The organism is uncultured Flavobacterium sp. (assembly GCF_963974175.1).
Lineage (GTDB): Bacteria > Bacteroidota > Bacteroidia > Flavobacteriales > Flavobacteriaceae > Flavobacterium.
This window is the reverse complement of record NZ_CAXBBR010000013.1, coordinates 1-22,582: the sequence shown is the minus strand read 5'-3', so window position 1 is coordinate 22,582 and position 22,582 is coordinate 1. Positions and strand designations below refer to the sequence as shown.

Annotated in this window: 18 protein-coding genes and 1 tRNA gene; 2 read left to right on the top strand and 17 right to left on the bottom strand. The window is 35.0% G+C overall.

Annotation, left to right across the window (positions count from 1 at the left end):
• Positions 1–172: 172 nt before the first annotated feature.
• From AAC069_RS15775 to AAC069_RS15730, 10 genes are all read right to left on the bottom strand, one after another.
• Positions 173–1,462, bottom strand: a complete 1,290-nt coding sequence (locus AAC069_RS15775; protein WP_339921400.1) for a DASH family cryptochrome — start codon at positions 1,460–1,462, stop codon at positions 173–175.
• Positions 1,459–3,024 (bottom strand): cryptochrome/photolyase family protein, encoded by a 1,566-nt coding sequence (locus AAC069_RS15770; RefSeq protein ID WP_339921398.1) that lies wholly within the window; start codon positions 3,022–3,024, stop codon positions 1,459–1,461. The genes AAC069_RS15775 and AAC069_RS15770 overlap by 4 nt, the downstream gene beginning before the upstream one ends.
• A complete protein-coding gene (locus AAC069_RS15765; RefSeq protein ID WP_339921435.1) occupies positions 2,999–3,127 on the bottom strand; it encodes a DUF2256 domain-containing protein in 129 nt (42 codons plus the stop codon). The genes AAC069_RS15770 and AAC069_RS15765 overlap by 26 nt, the downstream gene beginning before the upstream one ends.
• Complete coding sequence (locus AAC069_RS15760; protein WP_339921396.1) at positions 3,123–3,857, bottom strand: DUF2071 domain-containing protein; 735 nt, start codon at positions 3,855–3,857, stop codon at positions 3,123–3,125. Before AAC069_RS15760 ends, AAC069_RS15765 begins: the two co-directional genes overlap by 5 nt.
• Positions 3,857–5,356, bottom strand: a complete 1,500-nt coding sequence (locus AAC069_RS15755) for a deoxyribodipyrimidine photo-lyase (protein ID WP_339921395.1) — start codon at positions 5,354–5,356, stop codon at positions 3,857–3,859. The genes AAC069_RS15760 and AAC069_RS15755 overlap by 1 nt, the downstream gene beginning before the upstream one ends.
• A gap of 316 nt (positions 5,357–5,672) precedes the next feature.
• Positions 5,673–7,883 (bottom strand): TonB-dependent receptor, encoded by a 2,211-nt coding sequence (locus AAC069_RS15750; protein WP_339921394.1) that lies wholly within the window; start codon positions 7,881–7,883, stop codon positions 5,673–5,675.
• Between the two features lie 118 nt (positions 7,884–8,001).
• A complete protein-coding gene (locus AAC069_RS15745; protein WP_339921393.1) occupies positions 8,002–8,352 on the bottom strand; it encodes a hypothetical protein in 351 nt (116 codons plus the stop codon).
• Positions 8,353–8,451: 99 nt separating this feature from the next.
• The gene (locus tag AAC069_RS15740) at positions 8,452–9,447 is read right to left on the bottom strand and encodes an aspartate-semialdehyde dehydrogenase (protein WP_339921392.1); all 996 of its coding nucleotides are present in this window, start codon (positions 9,445–9,447) and stop codon (positions 8,452–8,454) included.
• 167 nt (positions 9,448–9,614) lie between these two features.
• Positions 9,615–10,037 carry a large conductance mechanosensitive channel protein MscL gene (gene mscL / locus AAC069_RS15735; protein WP_339921390.1) on the bottom strand — a complete coding sequence of 141 codons (423 nt, stop codon included), beginning with the start codon at positions 10,035–10,037 and terminating at the stop codon, positions 9,615–9,617.
• Between the two features lie 84 nt (positions 10,038–10,121).
• Positions 10,122–12,566 (bottom strand): bifunctional UDP-N-acetylmuramoyl-tripeptide:D-alanyl-D-alanine ligase/alanine racemase, encoded by a 2,445-nt coding sequence (locus AAC069_RS15730; protein WP_339921389.1) that lies wholly within the window; start codon positions 12,564–12,566, stop codon positions 10,122–10,124.
• A 257-nt stretch (positions 12,567–12,823) separates the two neighbouring features.
• On the opposite strand from AAC069_RS15730, the gene AAC069_RS15725 reads away from it, so the two are divergent.
• Complete coding sequence (locus tag AAC069_RS15725; RefSeq protein ID WP_339921388.1) at positions 12,824–13,429, top strand: hypothetical protein; 606 nt, start codon at positions 12,824–12,826, stop codon at positions 13,427–13,429.
• Here the strand turns inward: AAC069_RS15725 and AAC069_RS15720 are convergent.
• From AAC069_RS15720 to AAC069_RS15700, 5 genes are all read right to left on the bottom strand, one after another.
• Positions 13,424–14,155 (bottom strand): porin family protein, encoded by a 732-nt coding sequence (locus AAC069_RS15720; RefSeq protein WP_339921387.1) that lies wholly within the window; start codon positions 14,153–14,155, stop codon positions 13,424–13,426. The genes AAC069_RS15725 and AAC069_RS15720 overlap by 6 nt on opposite strands.
• Before the next feature lie 348 nt (positions 14,156–14,503).
• Positions 14,504–14,590 (bottom strand) — tRNA-Ser (locus tag AAC069_RS15715).
• Between the two features lie 61 nt (positions 14,591–14,651).
• Positions 14,652–15,680, bottom strand: coding sequence for an asparaginase (locus AAC069_RS15710; RefSeq protein WP_339921386.1), 1,029 nt, complete (start codon positions 15,678–15,680; stop codon positions 14,652–14,654).
• Positions 15,664–16,806, bottom strand: coding sequence for a 1-acyl-sn-glycerol-3-phosphate acyltransferase (locus AAC069_RS15705; RefSeq protein WP_339921385.1), 1,143 nt, complete (start codon positions 16,804–16,806; stop codon positions 15,664–15,666). Before AAC069_RS15705 ends, AAC069_RS15710 begins: the two co-directional genes overlap by 17 nt.
• A gap of 60 nt (positions 16,807–16,866) precedes the next feature.
• Positions 16,867–17,634, bottom strand: a complete 768-nt coding sequence (locus AAC069_RS15700) for a TatD family hydrolase (protein WP_339921384.1) — start codon at positions 17,632–17,634, stop codon at positions 16,867–16,869.
• Positions 17,635–17,727: 93 nt separating this feature from the next.
• On the opposite strand from AAC069_RS15700, the gene AAC069_RS15695 reads away from it, so the two are divergent.
• Complete coding sequence (locus tag AAC069_RS15695) at positions 17,728–18,168, top strand: retropepsin-like aspartic protease (RefSeq protein WP_339921383.1); 441 nt, start codon at positions 17,728–17,730, stop codon at positions 18,166–18,168.
• Between the two features lie 143 nt (positions 18,169–18,311).
• On the opposite strand, the gene AAC069_RS15690 is transcribed toward AAC069_RS15695, so the two are convergent.
• Entirely contained in the window at positions 18,312–19,199 is an 888-nt protein-coding gene (locus AAC069_RS15690) for a type IX secretion system membrane protein PorP/SprF (RefSeq protein ID WP_339921382.1), read from the bottom strand.
• An 18-nt stretch (positions 19,200–19,217) separates the two neighbouring features.
• A partial coding sequence (locus AAC069_RS15685; protein ID WP_339921381.1) for a gliding motility-associated C-terminal domain-containing protein occupies positions 19,218–22,582 on the bottom strand: 3,365 nt, incomplete at its 5' end.

Here is a 22,582-nt window from a genome sequence, read left to right as displayed (position 1 = left end):
AGATTCGCAGAGGTTCCACAGAGAGTCACGAAGAAAATTAACCCAACAACTAATAAATAGCAATAGATTTGAAACCTAATCTCTTATAGCTCCTAAACTTATATGTCTTATGAGGTAAAAAAAACTTAGTGAATCTCTGCGTCAACTTTGTGACTCTTTGCGGAACAAAAAACTATTGCAACCACAAATCCCGGAATACCCTATCTTTATCATAATCATTAGCTTGTTTTTCAATGTTGAAATAACGGTGCTTTCTTGGGTCGTTTCCTACTCCTGCCAAATACGCCCAATTTCCCCAGTTACTGCACACATCATAATCTATTAACTGCGACTCAAAATAAGCTGCACCAATACGCCAATCCATATTGAGTTCGTTACAAAAATAACTCGCCACATTTTGTCGTCCTCTATTGCTCATAAAACCCGTTTGTTTCAATTCAATCATATTGGCATTGATGAAATCAGAAGGAGTTGTACCTTTTACCCATTGTGAAACCAGTTTTTTATTAAGCGCTTTTGAATTTACTTTGTCGCTTTGTATACCGGAGTATAAGAAAAATTTAGTTTGGTATTTTTTAAACATAAATCGAAAAAAATCACGCCATAGCAACTCAAAAACCAACCAATACGTAGATTCGTTGGCCTCATTTTCGTTTTCGTATTTCTTTATTTCATGATAAATTGCTCTGGGCGAAATACAACCCATTGCTAACCACGCCGAAAATTTTGAAGAATAATCTGCCCCTACCATTCCATTTCTAGTTTCCTTATATACCGATAAGCTTTTTGATTCAAAAAAATAATGATTCATCCGCTTCATCGCTTCTGTTTCTCCGCCTTTAAATTGAATGGCTGCACGAGAGTCTATTGAAGAAAATCGCAAGCCTAACTCTTTTAAAGTAGGCAAAATGATTTCAGGAATCTCCGGAGAGGCTATTCTAATTGGGGCTTTAAAAACAGCCCTAACGGTTGCATCTAGTTCCGTTTTTTTTCTAAATGTGGTAAAAACATCAGGAATGTCTTTTATAGCAAACGGTAAATCTTCTGCATGATACAAGGTACTAGTGCTAAAAGTTTCTAGTTCACAACGCAATTTAAAAAGTGCTGTTTGAACCAACTTCTCAGTTTGTTTTTCTTCAAATGCCACTTCACGTTTGGCAAAAACCTTTAGAGCTCTATATTCTTCGGCAATTTTAGGAATTTCCACTTCTGGTTTTCCTTTTAAAATAACAAGACCAGAACCCATTTTACGTAAATTATTATCTAAATCTTGTAATGATTCTAATAAAAATTGAGCACGATAATTTCCTGTTTTTTTAAAACCATATTTCGTCGATTCAAAATGGGCATCATCAAAACAATACACAGGTATAATTTCTTCACTTTGAGCAATAGCTTTTATAAGTGCTTCATTATCATATAATCGTAAATCCGTTTTAAACCAAACTATTGCCGTTTTCATAATTCATTTATTTTTTTTAGATAATAATCCGCTTGTTCTAATAAGGCAACCTTGGCCTCTGGCTTCATTTTTCTCCAAACATTATACATCATTCCAATTCTTGGATTTATAGCTAATTCATCCCGATTTTTATCATAGAAATTCCAATACAGGCTATTAAAAGGACATGCTTTCTCCCCTGTTTTAACTTCTTTTTTATAAAAACAACTGCCGCAATAATTACTCATTTTATCAATATAAGACGCCGAACTCACATACGGTTTTGTCCCTACAATTCCACCATCAGCAAATTGACTCATGCCACGAGTGTTGGTAATTTCAACCCATTCAATGGCGTCAATATATATTCCGAGATACCAAGCGTCAATCTCGTCAGGATGAATTCCTGCCAAAAGCGCAAAATTCCCAGTTATCATTAACCGCTGAATATGATGCGCATACGCAAAACTCAACGATTGATTTATAGCATCTTTTAAACAATTCATTTTAGTCTTGCCTGTCCAGAACCAATCTGGCAACTTTTCTTGATTGTTAAAAAAATTCATACTGGCATATTCGGGCATCTTCAGCCAGTAAATCCCTCGCATGTATTCGCGCCAACCTATTATTTGTCGTACGAACCCTTCTAGTTGATTGTATTCAATTTTATTTGGTCTTTTATTCCATTCTTGTATCGCCTTATCAATAACTTCTTGTGGCGAAATCATCTTTAAATTCATAGAAAAGGAAAGTCGAGAATGATATAAAGACCACTCATTTGGCGTCATAGCATCTTGAAAACTACCAAATAACTGCAAGCATTCTGCAAGAAAAAAATCTAATAATTGTAAAGACTGCTCTCTATTTATGGGCCAAACAAAATTAACAGCATCAATATTTCCGATGGTTTTAATATCTGTTTTATCTATTTCCTCAAGAACTTCTAAAACATTATTATTAAAAACTAATGGAGGTGTAGGTTTGTGATTTTTGGGTAACTTTTTTCTATTTTCACTGTCATAATTCCACTTGCCAGTTAATGGTTGATTGCCTTCCATTAAAACATCATGCTTTTTTCTAAGCATGCGATAAAAGTTTTCCATCACAAAGGTTTTCTTACCTTCAAAAAAATATTCCAATTCGTTTCGAGAAGTAAAAAAGTGTTCCGAATCAATTACTGAACTTGAAATCTCGATTGATTTACAAAGTTCTTTTAAAACTACATCAACACGAAACTCATCTGGCAACTGGTATTCAAAATGAGTAAAATTATCTTTTGCAATCAGGCTTTGAATATTTTTTTCAAAGGATTGCAAATTGTCTTCATCATTCAAATGCATATAGATCACCTGATGCTTATTCAGCTCTAACGTCTTGCTGAAATTTCTCATTGCAGAAAAAATCCCGACTACTTTTTGAATATGATGCGATGCATAATCGGTCTCCGTTCGAACTTCCATCATAACATAAGTCACCGAATCATCAGCCGCTTTAAACCAGGAATGATTGCTGTTTAGTTGATCGCCGAGAACTAATCGTAACGTTTTATTTGACATCTTATCTGTTGCTTCTACATTTATCACTACAATATTTTACCTCATCCCAAACCTTTTCCCATTTTTTACGCCAAGAAAAAGGTCTTTGACAAACCAAACAGGTTTTAGTAGGTAAGTTTTGTTTTTTAATGCCTTTCATTGTCAAGATTTAGTCGGTTTCTTTTCCATTCTATCCCTACTGAAGAACCTTCGGCTATAAAAACTGCTTCGGGTTTTGTAGTATCTAAAACCGAAAACGCATCACCATACATCGCTGTGAAATCGCAATCCATTTTATAATCTAACACTTTATTTACCCGCCAACTTGGATGTTGCAATTTGTATTCTTCCGTATTATTTTGGTCAATTTTAGTGTAGCCGTAATAATGTTCGAATATGAATTTCTCCAAGGATTGGCTTTCCATCACCTTAGCTTCTGTTGTCGCTTCTACATAAATGCTATTCCATTTTTTGTTTAAAAGCCATTCAAACTGCACTTTTTTACTTTTGCTTTCTGTCGTGATTTCGTGTTTCGTAGGAACCACGGTGTAATGCTCTTTATATAATTTATTCGCCATCCAAGCCACAATAGGATATGGAATGGTTTCATTGATAAAGACCACACCGCGTTTTACGGTGTCTCCTTCTTTTCGAACCACATAAAAGCGCAAATTGATTTCTTCAAAAGTTCCAAAATGCGGAATCGGAACATTGAAAAGTTTGGTTTTCTTAAACATGAAACCCACCAAACTTACATAAGCTTTGCCTTCATATAAATCAAGCTCGACACCTTTGGGCAAGGACGGAATAAGTATTGCGGGATCAATTTCATAATTTGCCATTATAATGTTTTCCCAGTTTGCTTTTAAAAAAAGTGTCATTATGATTTTGTTTTTTTAGTTCGTCGGTTCGGATTGGAAACGTGTTTTTTCAAAATTCTTTTCCCCTCCTCTTTCACTTCGTCTTTCTTACGGAAACTCCAAACAATGTCACTGGCATACTTTCTAGTTTCTTCAATATTAACAATTGGTTCAGGATAGTCTTTCCCTATTTCACAACTATAGAATTGTTGTTCTATGGGATTTAATTTCCATGGTTCATGGATTAAGCTGACTGGAATTTCCGCTAATTCAGGTAACCACTGTTTAATGAAAATGCCGTCAGGGTCATGATCTTCAGAGTTTTTTATGGGACTATAAATCCGAATGGTATTAATTCCAGTTGTTCCTGATTGCATTTGGATTTGCGGATAATGAATTCCGGGTTCGTAATCTAAAAATTGTCTTGCTAGAAAATGCAATTCACGCCAATCTTGCCAAAGATTAAATGTGAAGAAAGAAACCACCATCGCGCGCATCCTGAAATTGATATAGCCCGTTGCAACCAAACATCGCATGCAAGCATCAACAATAGGTACGCCTGTTTTTCCTTCTTGCCAGACTTTGATATACGCTTCATTTTTTGGCTTGACCAAAGTATCATAGGCTCTATTTACGTTTTCGAATTCCATGCGGCATTCATCTTCAAATTTTTGGATGAAATGGCAATGCCAATGAAGTCTTGAAACAAAATTAAGAATCGCTCGTTTGTTTTTAGAATTCTCATAATGCTGATTCGTATATTGATAAATCATTCGCATACTAATATTACCGTAAGCGAGATAAGGTGACAAGCGGCTACAGCCTTTTCTACTTAAAGCCGGTTTCGAAATATGCTTACTGTAATTGACATACCGCTCTTTTACGAAACTGTCTAAATAGCGCCAAGCGAGATTTTCACCTCCTTTTTGGAAATTTTTATTCGGATTTGTAATGTCATCAGAAAGTGAATTTCCCTTTATGGAACTATAAAAAACATCCTCTAGTTGTACTAAATTGAAATCTTGAACCGCACTCATTTTAGGCTCTGCACGCATTACCGCTTCCCAGTGTTTATCCCAATGTTGCCTTGATTTTAACCGTCTAATTACACCATGCATTTGTGACTCTTTCCAACTGATATTGTTTTTCTGGAAAAAAACCTGCATCGCAAGATCTCTATCAAAAGTGATTTTGTTACCAATTTCTTGATGCGAAAACACGGTTTTTATATCGTAGTTTTTTACTAATTCTGAGAAAACAGTTTGAACTTCATTATGAAAATAATAGAAGGTTCTATTTATAGGATTGAGTTTGGATTGTAAATCCAGAATCGACTCATAAATAAACCGCCAATGACGCACATCTGCATCATCGTAATCCATAACACTTGGTTCAAAACAATAAACGAATAGTAAGGGCAGTCCTGAATTTTGCGCAGCAAACAAGGCTTCGTTATCTACAAATCGTAAATCACGCTTGAACCAAACAATATTTATTGGGACTTTAATCACTTCAGGCATTCGGTTTAAATATATTGTTTAACGTTTTTTAATTAAACTTAAACAAATATACGAAACTTAGTTTAAATAGAGAATGTTATTATCAATATATGCACTTGATGTAAAGTTATTTCGCAGAGACGCGCGAAGGTAATGCAGATAATTACAAAGAAATTAAGCCAATAATAATGCCCCATAATTTCTTAATGGTTTAAAAATATAAGCTAAAGACTAATATGACTTATATGGTGAAGAATTATTTACAGAGTTTTTTGCAATTCGCACTAATAAAAAAAACGCTACCCTTTTGGATAGCGTTTCATTATTTATACTTTTTCTACAAATTGAAATTGACACCCAGAACTATGTTTCGTCCTATATTCGGGATTCCGTCATTTTTCAATCTTGATAAATGGGCAATATATCTTTTATCAAATAAATTATTCCCGTTAAGGTTTACGTCAAATGCTGTTTTACCTAATTTCACTGTTCCGCCAAGGCCTAAATTAACTAAGGTGTAGCCATGAGATTGCGTTTCAAAACCACTTACATTTTGCTGATTAAAAGTAGTAGCAAAATTCAAGGTAGCAAATCCAGTTTCAAACCAGTTCTTAATTTTGAATTCAGTTCTAATCGTATTATTCCAATTATTCGCAGGAATTAGGGGTAAAAAGCCCCCGTTCTGCTTCTTACCCGTCACGGTTTCAAAACTAGTTTCATAATGCAACCAGTCTAAAGGATGGGGGTGAAAATGCAACCCAATTTCTCCTCCGTACAGCATAGCATTGTCTTGAATATAGTTAAATACGTCATTACTATCCAATACCGCTCCTGTAGGCGAAGTATAAATATAGTTGTTGATATGATTGTAAAAACCATTTACAAAAAACTCAAAATGACTGTTGTTGTACTCTAAATTAATATCAGACTGTACATTTTGTTCCGTCTTCAAATCACTATTTCCTACTTCGTAGCGATTAGTTCCTTCGTGAACGCCATTAGATGTTAATTCAGCTAGATTAGGGGCTCTAAATCCTGAAGCCAGGTTCAGCCTTAAAGTCAAATCATCAGCAACATTGGTTTTGTACCCTAAGGAAGCATTAAAACTGTCAAATGATTTGTCGACTGCTTTAAAATAGCCTTCTTCTCCTAAAGTTCCATGTTCCTCTGTCGTGATTTTTCTATTGTCAAAACGCAAACCTGCCTGAAGCGCGCTGTTGTTATCCCATTCATAATTAACAGTCCCAAAAACACCAAAATCATTAGTAGTAGCATCTGGAATCAAGTATTCTTCACCTGAATTAACATTGGTTTGGTGCATTCCTTGAACTCCTAAAATTGATTCCAGTTTGCCCATTTTAGGTAAATGATACTTGGCATCATAATTAAAGGTTTTCAACTTCATTTTTAAACCTGCTATGTCGCTATCTTCAAACTCAGAGCGATCATTAGCAACATACCCTAAATCAACATCTAGTTTTGAATCTTTTAAATAGATTATAGAGTTTAAACTCAACAGATGATTGAACACCCCTTGTCTAGGAAATGCTGTGTTTTTACTTGACGATTGCGCTGCAATACCATCCTCTGGAATACCTAAATCCAGTTTATTGTAATTGTATCGAAGAACGGAAGAAAAACTAGAATTACTATATCCAATTCCAGTTTTAAAATCCGTTTCATTGTAGCGAGTATTTGTCACGCGATCTCCTCCTGAAACTCTATAATCAGAATGCGTATTGTAACTTCCTCTAGCCATAAATTTCCAGTTCTCAGTGGACGTTTTTAATCCAAGAGAAGAATTGCTTCCTAAAGTATTAGAAAACAGCTTCTGACTAAAATTAGCTTTAAACGTATTTGCATCTGCAAATTTCTCTGGGTTAAAATACAAAACCCCACCCAGTGCATCTGAGCCATACAATAAAGAAGCAGGCCCTTTGATCACCTCAACACTTTCTACTCCGGCATCATTTAACCCTAAACCATGTTCGTCTCCAAACTGCTGGTTTTCCATTCGCACTCCTTGTGAATAGACTAAAACACGGTTTCCACTCAAGCCACGAATTACTGGCTTCCCTATCGAAGTTCCCGTTGAAACTTGAGAAACACCAGGAATCGTTGCCAACCCTTCTATTAAGGTTGCTGTTCCTTTTTGTTGTAATTCCTTGATGGTTGCATGTTCTACCTTCATCACATTTTGTGACTGTATTTTATTGAAAGCGGTAGAAACGATTACCTCATCCATTTGAAAAATAGTTTCTTCCAATATAACATCAAGAGTATTTTCTTGTTGAAGGCCTTTAATTGTTTTATTTACAGTTGTAAACCCGACGAAAGTAAAACTCAATTTTACATTTCCATTAGGAAGATTTGACAAACTGTATTTTCCGTTTTCATCTGTTGTTGTGCCTTTATGCAATTCTGGAGCATAAACGGACACGCCTTTTATTGGTTGGCTTGTCATATTCGTTACTGTACCAGATACTGTACTTTGCGCATGAAGTAGCGCTGAAAACCCTAATAGTAGGGTAATTATAATTTTTTTCATCAGAAATTATTGTAGTATACTCAAACAGAAATCTTAAAAAGATAGCTGAAATGAAATTATTTAAAAAGTGAAACATCCCAACAAAACATAATAAGGATTGGTTGGAAATAACTGTAATTTAAATAATAACTGAAGGCGGACCCCGAAGAGAATACAAACTGCCAGGAAACGAAATAAAGGTTTTTCCCTTCTCAAAGAAATAGGGCGTTTGTTTGTAATTGGTCTGCAGTGAATAAGCAAATACTTCGGGAGAAACATAAGACCCAAAAGTAAAATGACACACTTTACATTCATCAAATTTATGATGCTGATGTGTTATTTCAGCATCACCATGACTGTATTTATGATGACACTCTGTTGAAGAAAATTGCTTTATAAAATGCTCATACGTATGAAGTGACTGGAACAGTATTGAAAATAACACTGTCAGTGCCAAAGAGAGACTAATTATAAGTTGCTTCTTTTTCATAGGCGCCAAAGGTAGGAAATCTAAAAAAAGAAAACCATCTGTTTTAACAAAACTTATAGAATGTTAAAACAGATGGTTTAAAATAAAATTATAAATTGGTTACACTAATTTAGCAGCAACTAGATATTCAGCAATTTGAATTGTATTTGTCGCAGCTCCCTTTCTTAAATTGTCAGCTACAATCCACATATTCAATGTGTTTGCCTGACTTTCATCACGACGAATTCTACCCACAAAAACATCATCTTTTCCTTGCGCATACATTGGCATCGGATAGGTATAAGTGTCATTGTTATCTTGAACTACTACTCCATCAGTGTGATGTAAAATATTTTGAATATCTGAAACAACAAAATCATTCGAAAACTCCACATTTACTGCTTCACTATGTCCACCAACGATTGGCACACGCACCGCAGTTGCAGTAACTGCAATCGTTCTGTCATCTAATATTTTTTGAGTCTCACGAACCAATTTCATTTCTTCCTTAGTGTATCCGTTTTCTTCGAATGAATCACATTGTGGAATTGCATTTCTATGAATTGGGTATTTGTATGCCATTTCACCTTGAACTCCTGCATATTCATTTTCTAACTGTTGTACGGCCTTAACTCCTGTTCCAGTAATAGATTGATAAGTAGAAACGATCACACGCTTGATATTGTATTTTTTATGCAAAGGGGCTAAAACCAACACCATCTGAATTGTAGAACAGTTTGGATTAGCTATAATTTTATCTTCTTTAGTTAATGAAGAAGCATTGATTTCAGGAACAATCAATTTTTTAGTTGGATCCATTCTCCATGCTGAAGAGTTGTCGATAACGGTTGTTCCAGCAGCAGCAAACTTTGGAGCCCACTCTAAAGAAGTTTCTCCTCCGGCAGAAAACAAAGCAATGTCTGCTTTCATATCTACTGCGGTTTGCAGCCCTACAACACTATAGTTTTTACCGTTAAAGGCAATTTCTTTACCCACTGATCTTTCTGAAGCAACAAGAATTAATTCATCAGCAGCCGATAAAAAATTTCTTTCTGCTAATACTTGTAACATAACCTCTCCAACCATACCGGTTGCACCAACAACTGCTATTTTCATTTCTATATTTTTATAATTGAATATTAAATTTGAGTTACAAAAGTAAGTAATATTAAAACCAAAACAAGACGCTTCACAAAAAATAACAAAATGTTACAATTGCAACAATAGAGAAAAACCATCCGTTTTGCGGATGGTTAAGTTGAACATATGGTATAGCGGTCTTCTTATTTTTTCAATAGATCCCTAATTTGTGTAAGCAACTCTTCTTGCGTTGGTCCGGCCGGAGCAGCTATTGCAGCAACAACTTCCTCTTTTTTCTTTGCTTTTTCAGCAGCTCTTAATATTACAAATACAAAGAAAGCAATAATAATAAAATTAATTGTAGCTTGTACTAGGTTACCGTAAGTGATTACAGCAGCTCCAGCTTCTTTCGCTGCATCGAGATCAGCATAACTATTTCCGTCAAGAGTGATGAATTTTTGTGTGAAATCAACACCACCAGTTATCAAACCAACAACTGGCATAATTACATCATCCACTACTGAACTAATAATTTTACCAAATGCCCCAGCAATAACAACTGCAGTTGCTAAACTTAATACATCGCCCTTCATTAAAGAGGCTTTAAAGTCACTTAAAAATCCCATATTTTTTTTAATTAAAATTTATATAAATCTAAATTAAAAAAATATTTAACATAATTTAACATTTTATCGATAAACAACACAAAACTATCGATAAAAAACTCTTTTTACACGTTGCGAAATACTCGTTAGCACTTCATAAGGTATTGTATTAAGCTTTTTTGCAATATGATTAACGGTAGGGCTTTCGCCAAAAATTATTACCGAATCTCCTTCGGTGCAATTAATTTCAGTAACATCTACCATCAACATATCCATACAAATACTCCCTAAAATCTTTGCTTTTTTATCTTTTATAGTTACAAATCCAACGCCATTCCCCCAGCCTCTAGAAATCCCGTCTGCATAACCAATGGGGATTGTTGCAACCTTTGTAGGCTTCTCTGCCATAAACTTTCGGCCATAGCCAACGCTCTCACCAGCAGAAATAGTTCTAATTTGGGAAATAACAGATTTCAAAGTACCCACATTTTCCAAATATTTTTGTTCTGCAGGATCATTAGACACTCCATAAAGTCCTATTCCTAAACGAACCATATTAAATTGAGAGTCCGGATAATTACTTATCCCAGAGGTATTCAAAATATGACGAATCGGGTTTATTCCTAATTCGCCCACGATTCTGGAGGACATTCTATCAAATAAATTGATTTGGGAAAGTGTAAAATCACGGTGCTTCAAATCATCGCTTGTGGCAAGATGCGACAGAATACTTCGTATTTGAACGTTATCATTCCCTTTTAAAGTAGAAATTAACTCCTCTATTGAATCTTCCTCAAAACCAAGTCGGTGCATCCCTGTATCCAACTTGATATGAATAGGAAAGTGATGCAAGTTCTTTTCTTTTGCAATTTTTAAAAAGGCATAAAGTCCTTTTAGGCAATATATTTCAGGCTCTAATTGATATTGTATAATTGCCGAAAAACTCGTGTTCTCCGGGTTAAGAACCATAATTGGCAATTGAATACCGCCGTTCTTTAGTGAAATACCTTCATCGGCGAAAGCCACTCCCAGGTAATCCACTTTGTGGTGTTCAAGTAATTTAGCAATCTCCAGCCCTCCATTCCCATAACCAAATGCCTTTACCATAACCATGATTTTTACATTTGGCTTCAGTTTAGATTTAAAGAAATTTAAGTTATAACTGATTGCATTCAAGTTAATTTCAAGAACGGTCTCATGCGTTTTTTCTTCGAGTAGATACACTATTTCTTCAAACTGAAATGACCTTGCCCCTTTTATCAAAATGGTTTCATTCGCAAAATCAATACTTTCAAAATTAGAGATGAATTCAGCCGTATTGCTGAATGTAATGCAATTGACGAACTTCTCTTTGAATGCCGAGATGGTTTCTCCAATGCCTATAACCCTACTTATGTTGTTAGAAACAATCAATTGCGAAACCTTAGAATACAACTCCTCATTCGATAATCCGCTTTGAAAAATATCCGACAGAATAACCGTTTTCTTTTGGAATTGCGTTTGACTTTCGAGAAAATCCAATGCAATCTTCAATGACTGAAAATCAGAACTATAACTGTCATCGATAAGACTACAATTATTGATTCCGGTTTTTACTTTTAATCGCATTTCCACAGGAAACAGCAATAGCATCCTAGACTGAATAGTCTCAATATCATAATCGAAATATAACAATGCCATTAAACAAGAAATCGCATTTTCTATAGATGCCGTATCTTGAAATGGAATTTTCAGCTTATAGGAACTTCCTTTGTATTTGTAATACAATATCGTGTTTTGATCTTCTACCTCTTTTTTATACACAAAGACATCGGCTTCTCCTCTTCTAAAACTCCAGCTAAATGTTTTTATTTCGGGAAAAATATATTTATCTACAAGATCTCTTTTCTGATAGATTATAATTTCAGCATCTCTAAAAAGAACTAATTTTTCTTTAATTTTTTGATCTAAATCAAGAAAACCCTCATCATGCGAAGAACCTATATTTGTTAGAATCCCTATTGTAGGCTTAATTACTTTTTCTAATTTTTCCATTTCATCAATGGTAGAAATTCCTGCTTCAAAAACACCTAGATTGTGCTTTTCATTAATCGCAAATATTGATAAAGGGACACCCACCTGAGAATTGTAACTCTTTGGACTGCGAATAACATTAAAATCTGGACTTAGCAGGAAGTTGAGCCATTCCTTTACTATCGTTTTACCATTACTTCCGGTTAAACCAATAACGGGAAAATGAAAACGACTGCGATAATACGCCGCAAATTGCTGCAATGCGTCCAAAGTATTTTCGACAATGAGAAAATTAGCCTTATCTGCACATCCTTCTGGAATATGCAACACAACAAAGTTCTGCACTCCCGTTGCTATCAAATCTTTAATATAGGTATGTGCATCATTATTGGGACCAACTAGTGCAAAGAATAAAGTATTTGCGCTGTTTTGCAACGATCGACTGTCTATAGACACCGTGTCAACGACTACTCCTTCAGTATTGCCAACGGTTCTTGCTTTCAGAATAGGAACTATGTTTTTAATAAGTATGCTCATTTTTATGGATTGCGGTTAACACAGATTTTATTTATAGTTGGGTAACAAACAATATATTTCTATAAGACCAAACGAGCCCAAAAATATAGTTGCCATTTAGAATCTCCTCAAAAATAACACTTCTTTTCAAAGTTACGGCAACACTACATAATTAAAAAGGCAGAAATCATTTTGACTTTCGTAGAAATCACAACTGATTTAAAGAGACTTTTTTACTATATTCCTTATATTTGTTTTGATAATTAATTGCAGTACTCTTGAAAAAAATCCTTCCGTTATTTTCTTATATTTTCCATCCGGTGTTTATTCCGGTATACGCAACGCTATTTTACCTTTTTTCAAATAATTCCTTTTTTATAAACCAAGAAAAATATTTTGTACTACTTCAGGTACTAATTATCACGGTTTTGGTTCCGCTATTATTTTTCCTTCTTTTGAGAGCAACTGGTAAAATTAGTTCTATGATGGCCCCGTTATTATCAGAACGGAAAATACCACTTGTGATTCAATCCTTTTTGCTCATCCTTTTGGTTCGAAAAAGCATTACCATTGAACGTTATCCAGAATTGCACTTTTTCCTTTTAGGAGCTCTATTGAGCACCTTAATTGCGATGATGTTATTGTTTGTCAGAACAAAATCGAGTCTTCACATGATGGGTATAAGCGCTTTGACTGTATTTGTTTTTGGGCTAAGCCTACATTTTCAAACACAAAATATTTTTGCCATCACCTTCCTCACTCTTATGAACGGATTTGTGGCTTCATCTCGTTTAGTAATGAAAGCCCATACTTTTAAAGAACTAATTATCGGCCTTTTTTTAGGTACTATTCCGCAAATACTGTTGTTGTACTTGTGGCTATAAGATATAAAAAATAACCCCAATATTAAGCGACTTCATATTTATCTTTTCTCCATCGATTTTTGCCGTCTTAAAAATAGAATTTAATCCATAATAGCCATATACATTAATTGTATTATAACCGGCTGAAAGATACAGACCGTATAACAATTTATTAAGGTCCTTGTTGTTAGTGATTACCACTCTACTCAGGTCATCAGTGAATATAGATTTATCGTAAAGTACATAGCTGAATTTCACCCCGCCATAAATTCTCCAAAATTTATAACTCTCATAAGTAGATGTTCTCCACCTAAATTCAATGGGTAAATCAACTAATAATTGTGTGAATTTATTTTTATTGTATACTGTATTCCCATCAATCACAGAATAAACAGGCATTTCGCCAGTTCCCTTAATAGCAAGGTTTTGAATGTAATTGTTATATGTGAAACCTAAACCCGCTGCTATTGCATATGTACGGTCTTTATTTATTGGCATATCTCTAAGAAAACCGGCCGACAAACCTGTTGAGAACTTACTTTGCGATACCCCTGCAGGTTTCTGTTGTAATGTATTGTACGTAAACCCAAAATAAAATTGATCTTCTCTATATAAGGAATCCACCTTTGTTTCCGCACTATCCTTAATCGGCTCTATTTCTTGAGAAAAAATAGCAGAAACCGACAGTACAAGAAAGAAACTAAAAATGATTCGCATAGTATAATTTTGGTTGAATGATTGTTTCATAGCAGTCTTAAGTAGAATTTTCGAATGGGTCCTTTTCTATTATTATACAAATATAGGATTTTGAAGGGTTCTTGATGCGTATTGTTTTCAAAAAACAACTTGAGGCATTTCTTCCAAATAATAAAAATAACCATAGTAAAAAGCTGCACTAAAAAAAGTAGCAGGACAGTCTCTTGTTGCAAAAAGAAAAGAATTTCCTCTGGCGTTCCTTAAATAGAGCTTCTTATAAATAAATGCATACTTGGCATTTTAAGTCTAAGAGTTTTTTTTTACCGCTGAGCCAAACAAAAAAGTTTGTCACGCTATTAAACAAAAAATGCTTCCCTTTCAGGAAGCATTAATTTTTTGCAGAGAGGATGGGATTCGAACCCACGATGCAGTTACCCACATACTAGCTTTCCAGGCTAGCTCCTTCAACCACTCGGACACCTCTCTATTTATTTAAGGTCTGCAAAGAACACTAAAAAAAGTGACTTACAAAAGTAAAATCAGAATATTATAGGACTTCCCCTCTCAAAGAGGACTCAAAAATAGTTTTAAAGTCTTCTTGCGCATCATTTCGGCTTAATAAATACATCAGTTTCGTAATGGCAGCCTCTGTTGTGATGTCTTTTCCAGAAATCACCCCTATCGCTTTCATACCTGTACCTGTTTCGTATTTACCCATATTTACACTACCTCCAGAGCATTGGGTTACATTAATAATATGCAGCCCATTGTTTATCGCTTTAGCCAATAAACCAATAAACCAATCTTCGCTAGGCGCATTCCCTGAACCATAAGTTTCCAATACAATTCCTTTTAAACCCGGTATATTAAAAATAGCTGCTAAAACAGTTTCGCTCATTCCCGGAAACATTTTAACAATGACAACATTATTGTCTAGTTTTTTATGTACCAACAATTTCTCACCAGCGTTTTTAGCTAAAAACAATTCCGGTCTCAAATTTAAATGGACCCCAGATTCTACTAAAGCAGGATAATTGGGTGACGTAAATGCGTTGAAATGCTCTGCACTTATCTTAGTTGTTCTGTTTCCTCTGTATAATTTATATTCAAAATATAGACACACTTCGGTAACAACAGGCATTCCGTTTTCTTGCAACGAAGCTATTTGAATAGCCGTAATTAGATTTTCTTTAGCATCCGTACGCAAATCCCCTATCGGTAATTGAGAACCAGTAAAAATGACTGGTTTGGCTAGATTTTCAAGCATAAAGCTCAATGCTGAAGCAGAATAAGACATTGTATCAGATCCATGAAGAACAACGAAGCCATCAAAATCTAAATAATTTGACTCTATTATAGTTGCAATTCTAGCCCATTCTTCTGGATTCATGTTTGAGGAATCAATTGGCTCTTCAAATGAAATAGTTTCAATTTCACAATCCAATTGTTTCAACTCAGGGATTCTTTGTAATAACTTACTGAAATTAAACGCTTTTAGTGCGCCAGTATTGAAATCCTTGCGCATTCCAATGGTTCCTCCAGTATATAATAAAAGAATTTTAGCCTTTGAGTTCATCCGTGTATTTTAATTTATTAGCAACCGGATTAGCATACATATCCAGTAATCCTTGCAGTGCAACTGGGTTTTCAGCATCTATTCGCATCTCTAATCTACGTTCAAACAGTGATTTTTCATCCGCTGTATACATGTTAGAATAGCCACTAGTTTTATTTAAAATATCATAGGCTATATAATTAGTAGGCCATAATTTATAATTCTCTATTATAGAATCATCAATTAACTGAGCAAGCGCTTGAATTTGCTTATTTGAGTTAGTAAATTCGTCTTTGATCGCATCAATTTCAGTATCCAGAACATCACCTATATGAATGTGAATTCCCTTCTTTTGTCCCATCACTCCGCTTAATAGCGTCATGAAATCTTCATTCTTTTCCTTGATGTACACTTCGTTATTGGCCTCAGCCAATAATTGTGGAATTTTAAGTACATCAGTTGGGTCATATTCATACGAAATTGAAACTGGAACAACTTTTATTTTCTTAAAATAGTCCATCAGGTTATCTTCATCAGATCCCATTCCAACCATTTTTAATACTCCTGGATTAGTCGCATCATTACCATCTTTAGTCCTTCCTTCACGTTGTGCAATCCAAACAGATCTACTTTCATGTTGCAATAAATGACTAATATATTCAGATAATGTTTTTGAGCTTCCTAACATCTCACGTGGGGTCAAGCCTCTTTGAACCAAAAAATTACGGTTCAGCTTTGCCAAGATGTTAAGAAAATCTTTCTTAACCAAGTTATCACCTATCGCTGACGCAGTCATTACTAAGCCATGTTCGAACAAAGCGACGTTTAGCAATGTTGTGTCTAGTAATATATCTCTATGGTTTGATATAAATAAATAGGATTCTCCTTTTTCTAACTTTTCAAAACCAGAGGTCGTCAAACCATCAGAACTTTTTTCAAGCACTTTTAAAAGTGTATGATAGATAAAGTTACATTGAAAGTCACGTATAGAGTGTGTTTTTTTTAATTGGTCTTTCCAGTCTTCATCAGGCGTTTCAGGAAATGTAAAGTTCATCAATGACTTCATCATCGGGTGATGAACCACATTTAGTATAGCCTCGTTAATTTCGGAATCATAAAATGGCCGAATAGCGTCAAATTTTTGCATTTTGGTTATTTTAGGTGCGCAAATGAACAAAAAAAATATTAATTTTTAATGAATTCTATTTTAAATCCCAAAAATCATTCGAGAATTTTCGGTCGTAACATTCGCAATATCTTTTGCTGAAAGATTATAGATGGCAGCCAGTTTATCAATTACATTTAATAAATAACTACTTTCATTTCTTTTCCCTCGAAAAGGAATCGGAGCAAGATAAGGAGAGTCTGTTTCTAAAACAATATGTTTTAAATCAATTTGATTCAAAAACTGATCTATTTTTCCGTTTTTAAAAGTAACGACTCCACCAATTCCCAATTTCATATTATAAGAAATCGCTTGTAACGCCTGCTCATAACTTCCCGTAAAACAGTGAAATATTCCAAATAAATCAGCTGACTTCTCTTCCTCTAATATTTCAAATATTTCATCAAAAGCCTCTCTACAATGAATTACAATGGGCAATTTATATTGTTTTGCCAATTGAATTTGTTTCCTGAAAGCAATTTGTTGTTCGTGTAAATGTGTTTTATCCCAGTATAAATCTATTCCAATTTCCCCAACGGCATAGAATTTCCTTTTCGCCAATTCTTCTTCCACATGCTGCAATTCTTCTAAATAGTTCTCCTTTACATAAGTAGGATGTAGTCCCATCATTAGAAAAACATGTTCCGGATAGTTCTTTTCTAAATCATACATTGCCGCAGTACACGAAGAGTCGATTGCAGGAATAAAGAATCGGGAAACTCCTTTTTCTATTGCTCTTTGAATCATTTCGTCGCGGTCTTGATCGAACTCTTCGGAATATAAATGGGTGTGCGTATCTGTAATTATCATTATTTTCATTTAGAGAAGCAAAGTTACCATTTTGAATTGTTGTTTTTTAGATTCTTAGTAATTTAGATTACTTTTGATTATCAGCTTTGAACTATGAAAAACCTCCACGATATCCTCAAAAAGGAAAAATACAAAAAAATAAAATTTAAAATCACCAAGACGCAACACCTTTTGATAAAAGCAAAAATCAATGGTGTAGTTGGTAACTTTATCCTAGACACAGGAGCATCAAATAGTTGTGTAGGATTTGAAAGCGTTGCCTTATTTCAACTTCAAGCAGAAGATTCCAAAACAAAAGCATCTGGAGCAGGAGCTACAGGAATGCAAACACAAATAGCCTCTAATAATGAGCTACAACTTGGATTTTGGAAACATTTAGAATTTGATGTCGTGATTTTTGATTTATCTCATGTAAATGAGGCTTTAATTCAACACAAGTCTAAACCAGTTCACGGAATCATTGGTGCCGATGTATTGATGAAAGGAAAGGCGATTGTAGATTATTATAATCATTATTTATACCTTCAAAAATAGAATTTTCGTTTTTTTTTAAATTCTAGTGAGTGAATTGAACATTCCACTTCATTATTAAAAATGGAAATAAAAAAGCCGTTTGAAAATAATTTCAAACGGCTTTTTAAACAAAACTCAATCAATTATTCACTACAAAAAACAAATTAGAATTTAAATTGTAACATAATTTCATTCGTGTTTTTAGCACTTGCCAATTCAGCTCTTGAACTCACTTCATAAGCAAAACCTATTACTAGTTTTTTACTTAAAATAACACTTGCCATTGCTGCAACCGCTTTATCAGTTCTATACATTCCTCCAATTTCAAAATTATTATTGATCATCAACATAGCATTAAAATCCACAGAAACTGGTGCGGCAGTCGTATATCTTGCCATAAAAGAGGGTTTTAAAACTAATGTCTCCATTGGGTTTAAACTAAAATCATAGCCTCCACTTGCATAAACCACTGGTCTATTTGTACTAACCATTGCGTAGCCGTCATCGTTTTTAACATCTTTAAATGACACTAATTTTGGTACAGAAAGCGACAAAAAGTATTTGTCATTTTTTATAAAAGCCCCTACTCCCACATTAGGACTAAAGCTACTTATTGAAGCAAAAGCTGGATCTACATCTACATTATAGAATTCTAAACCCGAAGTATTAATATTAAAGGAATTACCCCCAGCTTTAATACCAAAATACAAATCAGTTGCTTCACTTAGTTGTACTAAATAAGACAAGTCGATCCCAACAGATGTTTGTTTTTCAATGAAAGTTTGATCATTTAAAACAGAGATACCAAAACCTAAATTTTTCCCAAGAGAAGTTCCAAAAGAAACTGCTTGCGTTTGTGGAGAATCTTTAACGCCTGTCCATTGCGAACGTATCGAACCCGAAATTTGAGTTTGATTATCAACCCCGGCATATGCGGGATTGATAACATTCATTTGATTTTTATAGAAGGCAAAATTGTTGGCTTGCTGTGCTATAATAGAACTACTAAACAGAAGTGCTCCTGCAGTTAGTAGATAAAGTATATTTTTCATGATCTGATTTTTTAAAAATTAATTAGCGATATAAATCCACCCTTGTAAGTCAATTGAACCGTCTCCACCTAAATCTACTTGATAAAAATAAGAGCCAGCAGCTACAATTTCCCCAGTGTTTTTGTACGTTCCGTCCCAAAGATTTTTGTAATCTCTAGAGAAAAACACTTCAGCGGCTGTTTTATTAAAAACTCTAACCTGAGTATTTGGATAATTTTCAATATTCTTAATAAACCATGTGTCATTTATACCATCCCCGTTTGGAGAAAAACCTTGAGCTACCTTAACTTGTTCTTCCTCAATACAGATATCACCAATACCATCGTTGTTTTTATCTTCTTGATTTGGATTATAAAATTCTGGACAATTGTCAACATCATCATTTATACCATCAAAATCATGATCGTTATTAAATATCTCGATTGTAAACGTTAGCTTTTGAGATCCTACTGAATTCGTTGCAGTAACTGTATAACTAACTGGCCCAGTTTCTACAGTTGGTTTCCCAGCAATTGAACCTGAAGGAGCATCAAAGCTCAGTCCTTTTGGCAATATTGGACTGATACTATATGTTGGTAACGGATCTGCTGTTACGGTAGGTGTTACTGATTTTATATCTTTATTTATTTCGAATCGTAAATTGCCTCCATAATTCAAATTCGTTGGTGCCATTGTAATTGGTCCTGTTATTGGTGCCGCTCCAAAAGCTAAATCATCAAAGTAATATGTCTTCTCTCCTGCTGTTGCACCTGTTACTCCAAAATTGAAGAAAATAGATGCTTTATCATATACAAAAGCTAGATTCAATGCAGCAGTTCCTGCTACTTGATTGGCAAAATTAAATTCTAATGTTTGCCATCCTGATGCTGTAGTTACTGTTGCTTCTGTTTCTACTGTATGCGTGTTGTCATTGTGATCCTCTACTTTCAAGCGAACTTTGATTCCCGCAGTTGGTGACCAAACTCTAACATTCATCTTGGTTGCTGATGCTGTAAATGGTATCGCACTACTAAATCCTAATCCTGCAGCAGCTGAAATCGTTGTCCCCGCCCAAAGCTCAGCCGCAGCTGATTTTACTACTTTAGCTACTTTATTTGTTGATAAAGTTGGATCAACTACTACTGTTGAAGCTTCTGCTCCTCCAAATCCGATTAATCCATAGTCTACAGTAGCACTATCAAATGTAACTGGCAAACTCATTTGTGTCAATGAAGTTCCTCCTCCAGAAACTGCTGATTGGATTACATCATCAAATAAATAAGTTGATGTAGCACTTCCGTCTCCTGCTGTTCCTAAATCAAATATGAAAACTATATTGTCATTTAAATTGTTTACTCCAGCTACTCCAGTAAAATCAAAACTCAATTCTTGCCAAGCATTTGCTGCTGTAACTCCTACTGATTCTTTTTCGAATGCTGCTCCAGCTCCTTCAAATTTTAATAAAAGTTTTTTACCCGCAACTGGAGACCAAACTTTTATCTTAATTAGTTTCTTTGTTGAAAAATCAACTGCTGATGCCATTACTATTTTAGCACCTGCCCACGGTTGACCTGCGCCTTTTACCATTTGAGCCACAGTAGCACTTGTGTTTATTCCTGTGCTATGAGGATTAGCAATTTTTGTTACTGCTCCTCCGTCAAAACCTACAAACGAATAAGCAATCGTTGAAGATTCAAAATCCATTGGTAATGTAGGGGCAGTACTTGTTCCTGTTGTTGGTGCCGCTCCAAAAGCTACATCATCAAAGTAATATGTCTTCTCTCCTGCTGTTGCTCCTGTTACTCCAAAATTGAAGAAAATAGATGCTTTATCATATACAAAAGCTAAATTCAATGCAGCAGTTCCTGTCGCTTGATTGGCAAAATTAAATTCTAATGTTTGCCATCCTGATGCTGTAGTTACTGTTGCTTCTGTTTCTACTGTATGCGTGTTGTCATTGTGATCCTCTACTTTCAAGCGAACTTTGATTCCCGCAGTTGGTGACCAAACTCTAACATTCATCTTGGTTGCTGATGCTGTAAATGGTATCGCACTACTAAATCCTAATCCTGCAGCAGCTGAAATCGTTGTCCCCGCCCAAAGCTCAGCCGCAGCTGATTTTACTACTTTAGCTACTTTATTTGTTGATAAAGTTGGATCAACTACTACTGTTGAAGCTTCTGCTCCTCCAAATCCGATTAATCCATAGTCTACAGTAGCACTATCAAATGTAACTGGCAAACTCATTTGTGTCAATGAAGTTCCTCCTCCAGAAACTGCTGATTGGATTACATCATCAAATAAATAAGTTGATGTAGCACTTCCGTCTCCTGCTGTTCCTAAATCAAATATGAAAACTATATTGTCATTTAAATTGTTTACTCCAGCTACTCCAGTAAAATCAAAACTCAATTCTTGCCAAGCATTTGCTGCTGTAACTCCTACTGATTCTTTTTCGAATGCTGCTCCAGCTCCTTCAAATTTTAATAAAAGTTTTTTACCCGCAACTGGAGACCAAACTTTTATCTTAATTAGTTTCTTTGTTGAAAAATCAACTGCTGATGCCATTACTATTTTAGCACCTGCCCACGGTTGACCTGCGCCTTTTACCATTTGAGCCACAGTAGCACTTGTGTTTATTCCTGTGCTATGAGGATTAGCAATTTTTGTTACTGCTCCTCCGTCAAAACCTACAAACGAATAAGCAATCGTTGAAGATTCAAAATCCATTGGTAATGTAGGAGCAGTACTTGTTGTACTACCACCTGTTGTACCCGATTTTGCAGAAAAAGTTATATTGTCAAAATAACAAACGTTCTCTGTAGTTCTTGCCTGAAAGTCAGGAAAAACTATTATTTGATCAATAATCCCTGTCGCACCTTTACCAATACTTCCTGACATGTCGAATGTTAACTCTTCCCACTCATTAATTTTGGTGTTTTTCACTTTAACTTCTGGTTGTGCTTCACCATTCGATTCCGCAAACTTTATTCCCACATCACTAATTATGGGTTTGTATACCATTACTTTAACAATACAGTTACTTAAACTAAAAGTAAAAGAGCCAATGCCATTTACACCCGATGCATGCGCAGATTCACATCCCGCCCATGGTGCTGCACCAGCAGCTGTAGTTAGAGCAGTAAATTTACCTACTGTCCCAGAAGTATTAATTCCTGTTTTAAATGGATTTACTACTTTCTCATATCCTACTCCACCACCGTTTTCAAAACTAGCTAAAGACCACGTAGACCCATATTCTCCAGACTCAAATGTCACAGGAGCATAAGGTGCGGCTGTTGTTGGCGTAGGTGTTGTACCGCCACCAGAAACTGCTGATTGGATTACGTCATCAAATAAATAAGTTGATGTAGCACTTCCGTCTCCTGCTGTTCCTAAATCAA

Bases quoted from the DNA above. Each gene is read 5' to 3' on its own strand.
- AAC069_RS15745 (WP_339921393.1), bottom strand. From the start codon at position 8,352: ATGAAAAAGAAGCAACTTATAATTAGTCTCTCTTTGGCACTGACAGTG.
- mscL (WP_339921390.1), bottom strand. From the start codon at position 10,037: ATGGGATTTTTAAGTGACTTTAAAGCCTCTTTAATGAAGGGCGATGTA.
- AAC069_RS15755 (WP_339921395.1), bottom strand. From the start codon at position 5,356: ATGCCTGAAGTGATTAAAGTCCCAATAAATATTGTTTGGTTCAAGCGT.
- AAC069_RS15710 (WP_339921386.1), bottom strand. From the start codon at position 15,680: ATGAACTCAAAGGCTAAAATTCTTTTATTATATACTGGAGGAACCATT.
- AAC069_RS15695 (WP_339921383.1), top strand. From the start codon at position 17,728: ATGAAAAACCTCCACGATATCCTCAAAAAGGAAAAATACAAAAAAATA.
- AAC069_RS15690 (WP_339921382.1), bottom strand. From the start codon at position 19,199: ATGAAAAATATACTTTATCTACTAACTGCAGGAGCACTTCTGTTTAGT.
- AAC069_RS15720 (WP_339921387.1), bottom strand. From the start codon at position 14,155: ATGAAACAATCATTCAACCAAAATTATACTATGCGAATCATTTTTAGT.
- AAC069_RS15775 (WP_339921400.1), bottom strand. From the start codon at position 1,462: ATGAAAACGGCAATAGTTTGGTTTAAAACGGATTTACGATTATATGAT.
- AAC069_RS15740 (WP_339921392.1), bottom strand. From the start codon at position 9,447: ATGAAAATAGCAGTTGTTGGTGCAACCGGTATGGTTGGAGAGGTTATG.
- AAC069_RS15700 (WP_339921384.1), bottom strand. From the start codon at position 17,634: ATGATAATTACAGATACGCACACCCATTTATATTCCGAAGAGTTCGAT.
- AAC069_RS15730 (WP_339921389.1), bottom strand. From the start codon at position 12,566: ATGAGCATACTTATTAAAAACATAGTTCCTATTCTGAAAGCAAGAACC.
- AAC069_RS15760 (WP_339921396.1), bottom strand. From the start codon at position 3,857: ATGACACTTTTTTTAAAAGCAAACTGGGAAAACATTATAATGGCAAAT.
- AAC069_RS15705 (WP_339921385.1), bottom strand. From the start codon at position 16,806: ATGCAAAAATTTGACGCTATTCGGCCATTTTATGATTCCGAAATTAAC.
- AAC069_RS15750 (WP_339921394.1), bottom strand. From the start codon at position 7,883: ATGAAAAAAATTATAATTACCCTACTATTAGGGTTTTCAGCGCTACTT.